Source organism: Dietzia sp. B44 (assembly GCF_014145245.1).
GTDB classification, from domain to species: Bacteria; Actinomycetota; Actinomycetes; order Mycobacteriales; family Mycobacteriaceae; genus Dietzia; species Dietzia natronolimnaea.
In genome coordinates this window covers 2,498-14,014 of the sequence record NZ_JAALEF010000524.1, presented here as the reverse complement: position 1 = coordinate 14,014, position 11,517 = coordinate 2,498, and the positions used below count along the sequence as shown (strand labels likewise).

General features: G+C 69.7%; 14 protein-coding genes and 1 pseudogene. 5 read left to right on the top strand and 10 right to left on the bottom strand.

The features are described from left to right. Positions 1 to 177, bottom strand: a pseudogene (locus G6017_RS17160) (MBL fold metallo-hydrolase); the annotation flags it as partial. Positions 178 to 552: 375 nt separating this feature from the next. On the opposite strand from G6017_RS17160, the gene G6017_RS16300 reads away from it, so the two are divergent. Together G6017_RS16300 and G6017_RS16295 are read left to right on the top strand one after the other, a co-directional pair. Next, positions 553 to 810: a metal-sensitive transcriptional regulator gene (locus G6017_RS16300; RefSeq protein WP_182618290.1), complete on the top strand. Its 258-nt coding sequence runs from the start codon at positions 553 to 555 to the stop codon at positions 808 to 810. A 71-nt stretch (positions 811 to 881) separates the two neighbouring features. Beyond that, positions 882 to 1,307 carry a DUF302 domain-containing protein gene (locus G6017_RS16295; RefSeq protein WP_182618288.1) on the top strand — a complete coding sequence of 142 codons (426 nt, stop codon included), beginning with the start codon at positions 882 to 884 and terminating at the stop codon, positions 1,305 to 1,307. Positions 1,308 to 1,495: 188 nt separating this feature from the next. Here the strand turns inward: G6017_RS16295 and G6017_RS16290 are convergent, their stop codons facing one another. Further along, positions 1,496 to 2,107 carry an HNH endonuclease gene (locus G6017_RS16290; RefSeq protein ID WP_182618287.1) on the bottom strand — a complete coding sequence of 204 codons (612 nt, stop codon included), beginning with the start codon at positions 2,105 to 2,107 and terminating at the stop codon, positions 1,496 to 1,498. Positions 2,108 to 2,311: 204 nt separating this feature from the next. Between G6017_RS16290 and G6017_RS16285 the strand changes: the two genes are divergently transcribed. Genes G6017_RS16285 through G6017_RS16275 form a run of 3 tightly spaced genes read left to right on the top strand, consistent with a single transcriptional unit; the run spans position 2,312 to position 5,082 of the window. Beyond that, entirely contained in the window at positions 2,312 to 2,707 is a 396-nt protein-coding gene (locus G6017_RS16285) for a globin (protein WP_179524892.1), read from the top strand. 35 nt (positions 2,708 to 2,742) lie between these two features. Further along, the gene (locus G6017_RS16280; protein WP_182618319.1) at positions 2,743 to 4,323 is read left to right on the top strand and encodes a glycoside hydrolase family 13 protein; all 1,581 of its coding nucleotides are present in this window, start codon (positions 2,743 to 2,745) and stop codon (positions 4,321 to 4,323) included. Positions 4,324 to 4,338: 15 nt separating this feature from the next. Continuing rightward, positions 4,339 to 5,082, top strand: coding sequence for an SDR family NAD(P)-dependent oxidoreductase (locus G6017_RS16275; RefSeq protein ID WP_182618285.1), 744 nt, complete (start codon positions 4,339 to 4,341; stop codon positions 5,080 to 5,082). On the opposite strand, the gene G6017_RS16270 is transcribed toward G6017_RS16275, so the two are convergent. The 8 genes from G6017_RS16270 to G6017_RS17155 form a co-directional block, all read right to left on the bottom strand. Further along, entirely contained in the window at positions 5,069 to 6,259 is a 1,191-nt protein-coding gene (locus tag G6017_RS16270; protein ID WP_182618283.1) for a site-specific DNA-methyltransferase, read from the bottom strand. The two genes, G6017_RS16275 and G6017_RS16270, sit on opposite strands and share 14 nt — an antisense overlap. Beyond that, positions 6,256 to 6,963: a DUF8185 domain-containing protein gene (locus G6017_RS16265; protein ID WP_346034413.1), complete on the bottom strand. Its 708-nt coding sequence runs from the start codon at positions 6,961 to 6,963 to the stop codon at positions 6,256 to 6,258. Before G6017_RS16265 ends, G6017_RS16270 begins: the two co-directional genes overlap by 4 nt. Continuing rightward, positions 6,960 to 7,445, bottom strand: coding sequence for an acyl-CoA thioesterase (locus G6017_RS16260; protein WP_179524889.1), 486 nt, complete (start codon positions 7,443 to 7,445; stop codon positions 6,960 to 6,962). Before G6017_RS16260 ends, G6017_RS16265 begins: the two co-directional genes overlap by 4 nt. After that, positions 7,442 to 7,903, bottom strand: a complete 462-nt coding sequence (locus G6017_RS16255; RefSeq protein ID WP_179524888.1) for an acyl-CoA thioesterase — start codon at positions 7,901 to 7,903, stop codon at positions 7,442 to 7,444. Before G6017_RS16255 ends, G6017_RS16260 begins: the two co-directional genes overlap by 4 nt. Beyond that, positions 7,900 to 8,349 (bottom strand): acyl-CoA thioesterase, encoded by a 450-nt coding sequence (locus tag G6017_RS16250; RefSeq protein ID WP_179524887.1) that lies wholly within the window; start codon positions 8,347 to 8,349, stop codon positions 7,900 to 7,902. Before G6017_RS16250 ends, G6017_RS16255 begins: the two co-directional genes overlap by 4 nt. 5 nt (positions 8,350 to 8,354) lie before the next feature. Then, positions 8,355 to 10,028 (bottom strand): energy-dependent translational throttle protein EttA, encoded by a 1,674-nt coding sequence (gene ettA, locus G6017_RS16245; RefSeq protein WP_182618281.1) that lies wholly within the window; start codon positions 10,026 to 10,028, stop codon positions 8,355 to 8,357. A 126-nt stretch (positions 10,029 to 10,154) separates the two neighbouring features. Further along, positions 10,155 to 10,667: a single-stranded DNA-binding protein gene (locus tag G6017_RS16240; RefSeq protein WP_182618278.1), complete on the bottom strand. Its 513-nt coding sequence runs from the start codon at positions 10,665 to 10,667 to the stop codon at positions 10,155 to 10,157. Positions 10,668 to 10,835: 168 nt separating this feature from the next. Beyond that, positions 10,836 to 11,517, bottom strand: a 682-nt coding sequence (locus tag G6017_RS17155) for a cytochrome c oxidase assembly protein (RefSeq protein WP_241731619.1), incomplete at its 5' end; no start/stop codon positions are given.

Below are 11,517 nucleotides of genomic sequence, written 5' to 3'. Positions count from 1 at the left end.
GGCGTGGATGTGGGTCTCGGTGACCGCGGTGATGGTCATGCCGTGACGAGCGGCCAGGTCCAGGTACTCGCGGATGTCGCGGCGGGCGTCGACCACCACGGCCTCCCCCTTGGCCTGGCAGCCGATGAAGTAGCCGGCCTGGGCGAGGTCCTCGTCGTAGATGCGTTCGAGAAGCATCGAGATCTCCTTGTCGATCGGGTTCCCTGCGAGGGGCGTGCCACGACTCTACATACCCCAGGGGGTATAGACAACATGCCCCCAGGGGCATCGTCCAGCGGGCTCGGAGGGGCCCGGGGCACGTGCAGGCAAGGCAGTGTCCGAGCATTCGACCGTCCGGCATCACTCGACCCCGCTGTCGGCGCCGGAGATCAGGCCTGTCCGGACGGTCGACGATCCGCCCGCCCACCCCCCGCCCCTGCCGACGAGGAGATTCGCCACGGCAGCCAACGGGACAGGGCGGGAGAGCCCGCAGCCAGAACACAGGGAAAACTAGTCAAAACACCCCCCGGGGTATATGGTGAGGGAACTTCGCACCTCTGGCAGGAGACCCCCATGCAACTCGACAGCGTCGAACTGACACCCACACTCAACCGGCTCAAGCGCGCTCAAGGGCAGCCGGGAGCCGTGGTCCGCATGATCGAGGAGGGCCGCGACTGCACGGACATCGTCACCCAGCTCTCGGCGGTGTCCAAGGCTCTGGACCGGGCCGGTTTCGCGATCATCGCCAGCGGCCTCGAACAATGCCTGACCAACCCCGGGGAGGACCTGGACAGACGGGACCTGGAGAAGCTGTTCCTCTCCCTGGCCTGACCCCCGCCGAACCTGACACCCTGGAATCCGGAAGTGGCAATACCGTCGACGAACCATCGAAGGGACCATTCATGACCTACACCCGCACCATCACTGTCCCGATGCCCTACGAGCAGGCCCTGGAGCGTACCCGCGCCGCCCTGGCCGACCAGGGCTTCGGCATCCTGACCGAGATCGACGTCAATGCGACCTTCAACACCAAACTGGGCGAAGAGGCAGCCGAGGCCGTGGGCGACTACGTGATCCTGGGAGCCTGCAACCCCGGCCTGGCCAGCAAGGCTCTCGCCGCCGAGCCGCAGCTCGGCGTCCTGCTGCCGTGCAACGTGGTGGTACGCCGCGGCAGAGACGAGGGGCAGACCACCGTGGAGGCCATCGACCCGCAGACCATGGTCCAGCTCAGCGGCAGCCCACAGGTGCGTGAAGTCGCCGATGACGCCGACGCCCGGTTGCGTGCCGCCCTGTCGGCGATCAGCGAAGCCGACCCCGCACAGAGCTGAGGCCAGCCCCGCCCGCCACAACCCCGACATGGACGTCTCATCAATGATGAGGCGTCCATGCCCCGCTCCCGGGGAGCTCGGTGGAGCTGTCCCGATTCACCGCTGCCTGCGCTGCAACAGAGGCGTCACCCGACTGCTCACCGAAGTAGGCGACGTCAGCGAACCGCCAACGCCCACCTCGATCCGGATCAGGCGGCGTCGAGGTACAGGTAATCCTCCCAGTACGGGCCGATCTCGCGGAGCTGGGAGACGAGCCGCCACGTCCGACCCCTCGGCGCCACCAACGGCACCCGCAGTTCCCACCCCAGCTCGGAGAGGAGCTTGTCGGCCTTACGGTGATTGCACGGCGCGCAGGAGGCCACACAGTTCTCCCACACGTGTTCTCCCCCGCGGCTGCGCGGGATCACGTGGTCGACGGTGGTCGCGCGGGCGCTGCAGTACCCGCACCGGTGGGAATCACGGTGCATCAGGGCGGCCCGCGTCATGGGCACCTGCGCCCGGTACGGGATCCGCACGTACTCGCGGAGCATGATCACCGAGGGCACGCGAACGGCCGTGTCGACCGACCGGACCAGGATCTCGTTCGGGTGATCGTGGACCACCACCGCTTTCCCCCCGAGCAGCATCACCACGGCGCGGCGGGCGGGGAGGGCGGTGAGGGCCTCGTAGCCGGCGTTGAGCAGGAGAACGCGGGGCGCAGCGGCCAGCGGGACGTGCGGGTTCGGGACAGGCTCAAGCCGAACTGGGGGTCGTGACCCCGGTTGTCGGTACTCCGAATTCTCGCGCACGGCTGTGCCCATGGTCGGTCTCCGCTCGTCTGCTCCGAGCCCAGTGCAGCACTGTCAACCGGGCCCGTAGTGAACCTCGCCTGCAACGATGATGCACCTTCGATGAACACTTCGCGCGCGATCACCGCCTACCGGTTGTCACCGGTGTCCTCCCGCCCGCCACCGACGGGTGGTGGATCGGACCCCCGGGCGGATCCCACGGGCATGATGGGGAGCATGAGCAGCACTACCTTCTATGACGAGATCGGCGGCGCGGAGACGTTCCGGAAGCTGGTCCACGAGTTCTACCTGCGGGTCGCCGACGACCCGGTGCTGCGCCCCCTGTACCCGGAGGAGGACCTGGGTCCGGCCGAGGACCGAATGCGGATGTTCCTCGAGCAGTACTGGGGTGGCCCCACCACCTACTCGGAGCAGCGGGGTCACCCCCGGCTGCGGATGCGCCACAACCCCTTCCGCGTGGACCGCGCCGCTCACGACGCCTGGCTCACGCACATGCTCGCCGCCGTGGACACGATCGACCGCGAGACCATGGACGACGAGCACAGGGCGGCGATGGTCGAATACCTCACCCGTGCCGCCGCGATGATGGTCAACACCCCGGAGGACATGTGACCTCCCCGGCCCACGCGACCCGTCCGTGGGAGGACATGGTCCTCTACCAGATCTACCCGCGCTCCTTCGCCGACTCCGACGGCGACGGCACCGGTGATCTGCAGGGCGTGATCGACCGCGTCGGCTACCTGGAACTGCTCGGCGTGGACGGGGTGTGGCTGTCCCCCATCATGCGCTCCCCCGGCGCGGACCACGGCTACGACGTCTCGGATCCCCGCGACGTGGATCCGTTGTTCGGCGACGTCGAGACGCTGCGCCGGCTGGTGGAGGCCCTGCACGCCGCGCGGATGGTCCTGATCATGGACCTGGTGCCCAACCACACGAGCATCGAGCACCCCTGGTTCGCCGCCGCCGTCGAGGCCGGACCCGGCAGCCCCGAGCGCGAGCGCTACTTCTTCCGCGACGGGCTCGGTGAGGACGGCTCCCGGCCGCCCAACAACTGGCCCTCGGTGTTCGGCGGACCGGCCTGGACCCGCGTCACCGAGCCGGACGGGACGCCCGGGCAGTGGTACCTGCACCTCTTCGCCCCGGAGCAGCCGGACCTGGACTGGTCGCACCCCGACGTGGGCGACGACCTGGAGGAGACCCTGCGCTTCTGGCTCGACCTCGGGGTCGACGGGTTCCGGATCGACGTGGCGCACGGTCTGGCCAAGCCGGCCGACCTGGCCGACCTGCCGGACGACGTGGAGATCGCACAACTCGTCGTCGACGAGCGCGACGCCCGGTGGGACCGGCCCGGCGTCCACGACGTCCACCGGCGGATCCGCGCCGTCGTCGACGAGTACGCGGGCGCGGCGACCTTCGGCGAGGTGTGGGTGGGCCCGGCCGACCGGTTCGCCCGATACCTCCGCCCCGACGAGCTGCACTTCGCGTTCCACTTCCCACTGACCGGTGCCCCCTTCGAGGCCGGCGCGGTGCGCGAGGCGATCGACGCCACGCTCGAGGCCTCCCGCATCGCCGACTCGGCCCCCACCTGGGCGTTGTCCAACCACGACGTGGTCAGAGAGGTGACCCGGTACGGAAACGGCGCACTGGGCACCGCCCGGGCCAGGGCGATGCTGCTGGTGGAGCTTGCCCTGCCCGGGATCACGTTCCTCTACGCGGGGTCCGAGCTGGGTCTGCCGAGCGACTTCTCGATCCCCCACGACCGGCTGACCGACCCGACCTGGGAACGCAGCGGCCACGCGGAGATGGGTCGCGACCACTGCCGCGTCCCGATCCCGTGGGAGGGCCCCACCCCGCCCTACGGCTTCTCGACCACCGATCGCACCTGGCTCCCGATGCCGGGCGACTGGGGCCGCCTGACGGTGGAGGCCCAGCTCGAGAACCCCGGATCCACGCTGTCGTTGTACCGGGCGGCCATCGAGACCCGGCGGTCGCTTCCGGGCCCGCGGTCGGCGTCGGTCGAGTGGTACGGGGCGCCGTCCGGATGCCTGGCGTTCCGCCGCGACGATGGCGTGGTGTGCGCGCTCAACGCCTCCACCCGATCTGTGCCACTGCCCCTCGGCGAGGTCCTGCTCTCCTCCGGGCCCCTCTCCTCAGGCCTACTCGACTCGGAATCCCCCACCGGCGAGATCCTCCCGCCGGACACCGCAGTATGGTTACGACCACACTAAGAACGGGGATTAACCATGAGGTTGGCGGAGAAGACAGCGGTCGTCACCGGCGGCGCCGGCGGGATCGGCAGGGGCATCGTCCGGGCGTTCGTCAAGGAGGGAGCCCGCGTACTCGTCGTCGACATCAACGACGCGGCCGGCCGCGCCCTGGTCGACGAACTGGGTGAGAGCGTCCGGTACCTGGCGGCGGACATCTCGGTCGAGGACAACGCCCGCATGATCGTCGAGACGGCCGTCGAGCACTTCGGACGGCTCGACATACTGGTCAACAACGCCCACGCGTCACGCCAGGCTCCACTGGTGGAGACCACCCGGGAGATGCTGAACCTGTCCTTCGACACGGGGTTCTACCCCACCTTCTGGCTGATGCAGGCCGCGCACCCGCACCTGGCCACCGCGGGTGGTTCGGTGATCAACTTCGCCTCCGGCGCCGGCATCGAGGGCAGCCCCACCCAGGCCTCGTACGCCGCGGCCAAGGAGGCCATCCGCGCCGTCTCCCGGGTGGCGGCCAACGAATGGGCTCGGGACGGGATCACCGTCAACGTGATTTCGCCGCTGGCCCTGACCGAGGGGGTCGAGGCGTACATCGAGGCCAACCCCGGTATCGAGAAGCACCTGCTGGCCGGGACCCCGATGCGCAGGTTCGGCGACCCCGAGGCGGACATCGGCCGCGTCGCGGTGTTCCTCGCCAGCGAGGACGCCCGCTACATGACGGGGCAAACGCTCATGGCGGACGGCGGCACCGTCAAGCTCCGCTGACGCGCAACCGCGGCAGGATCACGTCGCGGACCGTCTCGGGATTGCGTTCCACCACCACCCAGCGGCGGCCCAGGTCGCGGGCCGCCACGGCAGTGGTCCCGGAGCCGGCGAACAGGTCCACCACCAGGTCGTCCGCCTCGGTCGCCAGTTCCACGATCCGCCGCATCAGCGCCTCCGGCTTCGGCGTGCGGAACCCGTCGACCCCCGCACCGCGGAGCTCCGCGCGGGCGGTGTCGGTGGACCCGACCTCCTGAGCCAGCCAGATGGACTTGAGCTTCTTGATCCGGCCCACCTCGTGCCGGTCGCGTTGGTAGACGTCGACCCGCGGCCCGGCCCGACCCCGCACCGTCCGACAGACCAGTTCGTCGCTCCGCTCCTGCGCGCGATCGCGCGACCAGCGCCACACGGCCGGACTGAGGTCGCCGAACACCGGGAGGATCTCGGTGAGCCCGGGCGCGGGGTCCACGGAGACCTCACCGGTGTCCGGGTCGCCGTAGAGCGGGTAGGTCATGGTGGGCGTGGTGCGCGGGTTGAACCGCTTGTTGGTGTTGCGCAGCGGCAGCAGACGGTAGTTGACCCCGTCCTCGGCGGTGTGCGGGAAGTCGGAGGGGTCGACGGCGGAGGCGACCCCGCCGGCCAGCCGGACTCGCTCGAGATCCCGCGCGTACACCATCAGTCGGTCGTGGGATCCGGCGAAGAACCGGTCGAGCTGACGCCCCTTGGGGTTGCTCTCCACGGTGAGGTCGGCGATGAAGGCATCCGAGCCGAACACCTCGTCGAGCACGCAGCGGACGCGGTGGGCCTCCGCGTCGTCCAGGTGCACCCAGACGGTGCCGGTCTCGGCGAGGAGCCCGCGCGCCACCACCAGTCGGTGCTCGATGTATCCCAGCCACCGGTGTCGCGGCATGTTGTCGTGGTATCCGTCGAAGCGGCCACCACGGTTGTACGGCGGGTCGAGGTACACCAGCTGGGCCGCGCCCGTGGTCCCGAGGCCGAGCCCGCCCAGAACGTCACCGACCTCGGCGATCCGCGCCCCGTCGCCGCCCAGGACGGCGCCGGTCACCCGCCCGCCGGCATCACGGACCAGAGTCGCGACGTCCGGCGCCGGCCCGTGCTCTCCCGGGACCTCGGGCTCGCCCCTCCCGGGCCAGGAGACCGAGAATCCCGGTGGCGTCATCGCGGCTCGAGAGTGAGCGAATCGGTCCGGCGGAACGCCGTGCCGTAGCGGGCGTCCACCCGGAGCCACGCCCCGCGCTCACTCACCCGGACCGGTTCACCCTCCGGTGCGCGCCCTGCCCGCTCGGGCACGAACCCACACATCACCATGGAGAACACGGTCCGCATGTCCACTCCCACGGGACTGTCGGTGTCCGCGCGCACGGTGAGCACCTCCTGGTCCAGCAGCGAGGGCGGCAGGCCGGCCGGCCCGGCGTTCTCGCGGGCTGCGCCGCGACCGGACTCGGTCAGATCCAGCAGGACCTGGGCCGGGATCGCCTCGAGCATCTGGAAACCGTCGGTCGGCGGGAGCAACCCCTGCCAGGAGGAGGTGAGGGGCATCCCGGGGTCGACGAGACCGGCGGTGTCGCCGCGTGGCAGCAGGTCGAGTTCGGTGAGCAGGTGGTCGGCTCCGCACACCACGTCGCCACCCGGGCAGTGTCCACCCACTGCGCGGACCACCAGGGCGCCGAAGGGCGTCCGGGACCACACTCGCATCCGTCCGTCGTCACCGCTGGTCAGACGGACCACCGCCGCCTCGTCGAGCCGGAGGAGCCGGCGCAGGAGGGTCCGCAGGTCATCCCGGTCGGCGGGGTCGGGCACGGCGATCATGTCGTCCCCCGTCCCGCCGACTCCCTCCGCCCCGCCGGCGCCCGGCAGGGTCACGCCGGAGCCCCGTGGCGGAACTCCATCAGGTGCTCCCGCTCGGCCGGCGTGAACCGACGCGGCCGCTGGGTGGCGAGGTCGAACGCGGCGATGGTGGCCGTGCAGTCGACCGCCGCGGGCGCCGAGTCTCCGGTGGCGCGCCCACGGACCTCGTGACGGGCCACGAACATGGCGGCGCCGACCTTCTCGCACCACATGCGCACGCGGATCGGGCCGTCGGCGCGCGTGATCTGGCCGCGGTACTTCACGGCGAGCTCGGTCATCACCGCGCCGGCGGTGAGGGTGGCGGTGGGGATGCCCTCCTCGAAGAGCCACGGGATGCGGGCCTCCTCGAGGAGCGTGATCATCCGCGCGTGGTTGACGTGGTGGTAGAGGTCCTGATCCGACCATCGGACGGGCAGCGCCGCGGTGAACACGCGCCGTCCCGGCTCACCGGAGGCACCGAGCGGTCCCCCGGCCTCGTAGACGAGCTGCTCGGTCACTCCGCGGGCCCCTCGTCGGTGATCGCGGCGCGCTGGTGCGCGGCCTCCAGGACGTGACGCACCCCGGTGGGGATCTCCACGGCCGTAGAGGTGGAGGCGTCGTAGGCGACCATCACCACGCGCAACGCGCAGCAGACCTCGCCCGCGGCGTCGAAGATCGTCTGCCTGATCTGGTACGAGGTGGTCCCGACGTGTTCCACCTCGATCTCCACGTCCACGGACGTCGAGTCCCGCAGCACCGGACGGAGGTGGTCGATCTCGACCCGGCGCACGACCTGCGGCAGGTTGCCGAGCCCGAACGGGCCGAAGCGGCTGCGGACGAACAGGATCCGCGCCTCCTGCGCGTACTCGATGTACTTGACGTTGTTGACGTGCCCGAACTGGTCGAAGTCCGCCCACCGCACCTGCAGGGTGCAGCGGAACGTCCCCCGGTCCGGGGTCTGCTCACCGGGACTCATCTCGCCTCCTCGCGCTCACCGAGCAGCGCCGCGCGCTCCTCGGGACTGATCTCGAGTGTCGTGGTCTCGTCCGGTGCCGTCACCACCAACACGGTGTCGACGACCGCGCACGGTTCCGGGCCCGTGGAATCCGACCCGATCGAGGTCCTCATCGTGAACGAGGTCCGGCCGACCCGGAGGACCTCGACGTCCACCCACACGCTCGTGGCGCCGTACCCGATGACCCGGCGGAAGTCGATCTCCATCCACCGCGCCAGCGAGATCGGCACCCGTGACCCGGGGACGCCGAACTTGTCCCGGAACCACATCAGTCTGGCGTCCTGGGAGAACTCCTGGAACCGCACGTTGTTGACGTGCTTGCCCACGAAGTCCGCGATGCGCAGGGGGATGTGGACCCGGTGGACGGCTCCGGGGGTCTGCGTGTCGGGCGCGGCGTGCGATCCCATGCGCGTCAGTCCCGCGTCAGCTTGCGGTGGGTGACCCGGTGCGGGCGGGCGGCGTCGGGGCCCAGACGCTCGACCTTGTTCTGCTCGTAGCCCTCGAAGTTGCCCTCGAACCAGTACCACTGCCCCTCGGCGACGTTGCCCTCCCACGCGAGGATGTGGGTACAGGTGCGGTCGAGGAACCACCGGTCGTGCGAGATCACGACGGCGCAGCCCGGGAAGTCCTCGAGGGCGTTCTCGAGGCTGCCGAGGGTCTCGGTGTCCAGGTCGTTCGTCGGCTCGTCCAGCAGGATTAGGTTGCCGCCGACCTTGAGGGTCAGCGCGAGATTCAGGCGGTTGCGCTCACCGCCGGACAGCACGCCGGCCTTCTTCTGCTGATCGGGGCCCTTGAAGCCGAAGGCGCTCACGTACGCGCGCGACGGCATCTCGTTCTGGCCGACCTCGATGAAGTCGTTGCCCTCGGAGACGACCTCCCACACCGACTTCTCGGGATCGATGTTCGCGCGGGACTGGTCCACATAGCTCAGCTTGACCGTGTCGCCGACCCGCACGGACCCCGCGTCCGGCTCCTCGAGCCCGACGATCGTCTTGAACAGGGTGGTCTTACCCACACCGTTGGGGCCGATCACGCCGACGATGCCGTTGCGCGGCAGGGTGAACGACAGGTCCTTGATCAGGACGCGGTCGTCGAAGCCCTTCTGCAGCTTGTCCGCCTCGACCACCACGTTGCCCAGGCGCGGCGGGGTGGGGATCTGGATCTCCTCGAAGTCCAGCTTGCGGTGCTTCTCGGCCTCCGCCGCCATCTCCTCGTACTTGGCCAGTCGCGCCTTGGACTTGGACTGGCGGGCCTTGGCGCCGGAGCGGACCCACTCGAGCTCGGCCTTGAGGCGCTTCTGCAGCTTCTGGTCCTTCTTGCCCTGGACCTCGAGGCGCTCGGCCTTCTTCTCCAGGTAGGTGGAGTAGTTGCCCTCGTAGGGGTGCAGCTTGCCGCGGTCGACCTCACAGATCCACTGCGCCACGTGATCGAGGAAGTAGCGGTCGTGTGTGACGGCCAGGACGGCGCCCGGGTAGGCGGCCAGGTGCTGCTCCAGCCACAGCACCGACTCGGCGTCGAGGTGGTTGGTGGGCTCGTCGAGCAGGAGCAGGTCGGGCTTGCTCAGCAGCAGCTTGCACAGCGCGACGCGGCGCATCTCGCCACCGGACAGGTGGGTGACGGGCGAGTCGCCCGGCGGGCAACGCAGTGCGTCCATGGCCTGCTCGATCTGGGAGTCCACGTCCCAGGCGTCCACCGCGTCGAGCTGCTCCTGGAGCCGACCCATCTCCTCCATGAGCTCGTCGGTGTAGTCGGTGGCCATCTCCTCGGCCACCGCGTTGTAGCGGCGGATCTGCACCATGGTCTCGCCGAGACCGTCCTCGACGTTCTCCTTGACCGTCTTGGTCTCGTCGAGCACGGGCTCCTGCATGAGGATTCCGACGCTGGCCTCCGGGTCGAGGAACGCCTCGCCGTTGGAGGGCTGGTCGAGGCCGGCCATGATCTTGAGGATCGAGGACTTGCCCGCGCCGTTGGGCCCCACGACGCCGATCTTCGCACCGGGATAGAAGGACATCGTCACGTCGTCGAGGATCACCTTGTCCCCGTGCGCCTTGCGAACCTTCTTCATCGTGTAAATAAACTCGGCCACTTCTGCCCTCTCACCTGCGCAAATAGTTCACATCGCCGCGGCCAGGCCGCGGGCACGACCCCCATGTTACGTGCCCACCCGCGGCCTCGGTGAGCACGGCGGAGGGCTACCCGCGGCCCTGCCGGTTCAGACCCGGACCGCCTCCGCGAACGCGCTGTCGGTGGCCCGCCCCTCCGGCGCGTCGTCGGCGTCCCGGGAGCCGATCTCCATGACGTCCTCCACGCCGTCCGCGCCCTGCGACTGCCCCGCCCCCTCCCCGTCGGGAGAGATGCCGGGCCCCTCCGGTTGGGCCCTGCGCATGGTCACGTCCATCCGCGACAGGTCCGGGCCCAGGGCGGTCACCCGCATCTCCAGGTCGCGCTGGATCCTGCCGTCCTTCTCGTACTCGTTGGTGAGAAGCCGACCCTGGACGATCACGCCGTCGCCCTTCACCAGCTTCCCCGACGCCCGCTGCGCCAACCTGCCCCAGCAGTTGGCCGAGAAGTACAGGGTGCCACCGGTCTTCCACTCCCCGGTGTCGCGGTCCTGGTAGCGGGTGTTGCTGGCCACCCGGAAGGAGAACACCGAGTCCTCTCCGACCCGACGGGTGGTGGGGTCGGTGATCACGGTGCCGCGGACGGTGGTGTGGGTCTCGTTCATGGTCTCGCTCCTGTCACACTCGGACCGACCGTGCGTCGGCCTCGTGCTCCAGAGCGTGCCCCACCTCGTCGTCGTCGTATCCCGGTCGCACCGCTCGCGGTGCCCGCCCTGTGGAGGGGCGGGAGGGGTGTGGAACGGGGGTCCCGACGACGACGAGGTGGGCGCCTCTCAGGCCCGGCGGTCGGCGCGGGACATCTCACCGAGCATCTCGTTATAGGCCCTGAGCTCGGCGTCGTCGTCACGATCGGCCTGCCGCTCGCCGCGCCGCGCGTCCCGCATGTCGCTCTGGTACCACTGCCAGGCCAGAGCCAACATGACGATGAACAGCGGGATCTCCCCCGCCGCCCACGCGACGCCGCCGCCGACCTGCTGGCTCTGCAGGAGGTCCGGGATCCAGGGGAGCCCGATCCCGCCGTACCAGTTCTCGGCGAGCACGGTCTTGTAGTTCATCAGCATGATGCCGAAGAAGGCGTGGAACGGCAGCGAACTGAGCAGCACCATGAGCTTGTAGAGCGGCGAGAAGTGCCGCGGCGCCGCGTCGACCCCGATGATCACCCAGTAGAACAGGTAACCGCTGATGAGGAAGTGGACGTTCATGAACATGTGGCCCAGGTGCTCGGAGGCCAGAGCCTCGTAGAACCCGCCGAAGTAGATGATGTAGAAACCCGCCACGAACTGCACCGACGCGACGATCGGGTGGGTGAGGAACCGCGAGAGCGGGTTGTTGATGAACTCGACGATCCACTCACGCGGCCCGGGTGGGTTCCCGCGCCCCGCCGCCGGGAGCGCCCGCAGCGCCAGGGTCAGCGGCCCGCCGAGCGCGAGGAGCACCGGCACGAGCATCGAGATG

Bases quoted from the DNA above. Each gene is read 5' to 3' on its own strand.
- G6017_RS16275 (WP_182618285.1), top strand. From the start codon at position 4,339: ATGAGGTTGGCGGAGAAGACAGCGGTCGTCACCGGCGGCGCCGGCGGG.
- G6017_RS16285 (WP_179524892.1), top strand. From the start codon at position 2,312: ATGAGCAGCACTACCTTCTATGACGAGATCGGCGGCGCGGAGACGTTC.
- G6017_RS16240 (WP_182618278.1), bottom strand. From the start codon at position 10,667: ATGAACGAGACCCACACCACCGTCCGCGGCACCGTGATCACCGACCCC.
- G6017_RS16290 (WP_182618287.1), bottom strand. From the start codon at position 2,107: ATGGGCACAGCCGTGCGCGAGAATTCGGAGTACCGACAACCGGGGTCA.
- G6017_RS16295 (WP_182618288.1), top strand. From the start codon at position 882: ATGACCTACACCCGCACCATCACTGTCCCGATGCCCTACGAGCAGGCC.
- G6017_RS16255 (WP_179524888.1), bottom strand. From the start codon at position 7,903: ATGAGTCCCGGTGAGCAGACCCCGGACCGGGGGACGTTCCGCTGCACC.
- G6017_RS16300 (WP_182618290.1), top strand. From the start codon at position 553: ATGCAACTCGACAGCGTCGAACTGACACCCACACTCAACCGGCTCAAG.
- G6017_RS16270 (WP_182618283.1), bottom strand. From the start codon at position 6,259: ATGACGCCACCGGGATTCTCGGTCTCCTGGCCCGGGAGGGGCGAGCCC.
- G6017_RS16250 (WP_179524887.1), bottom strand. From the start codon at position 8,349: ATGGGATCGCACGCCGCGCCCGACACGCAGACCCCCGGAGCCGTCCAC.
- G6017_RS16280 (WP_182618319.1), top strand. From the start codon at position 2,743: ATGGTCCTCTACCAGATCTACCCGCGCTCCTTCGCCGACTCCGACGGC.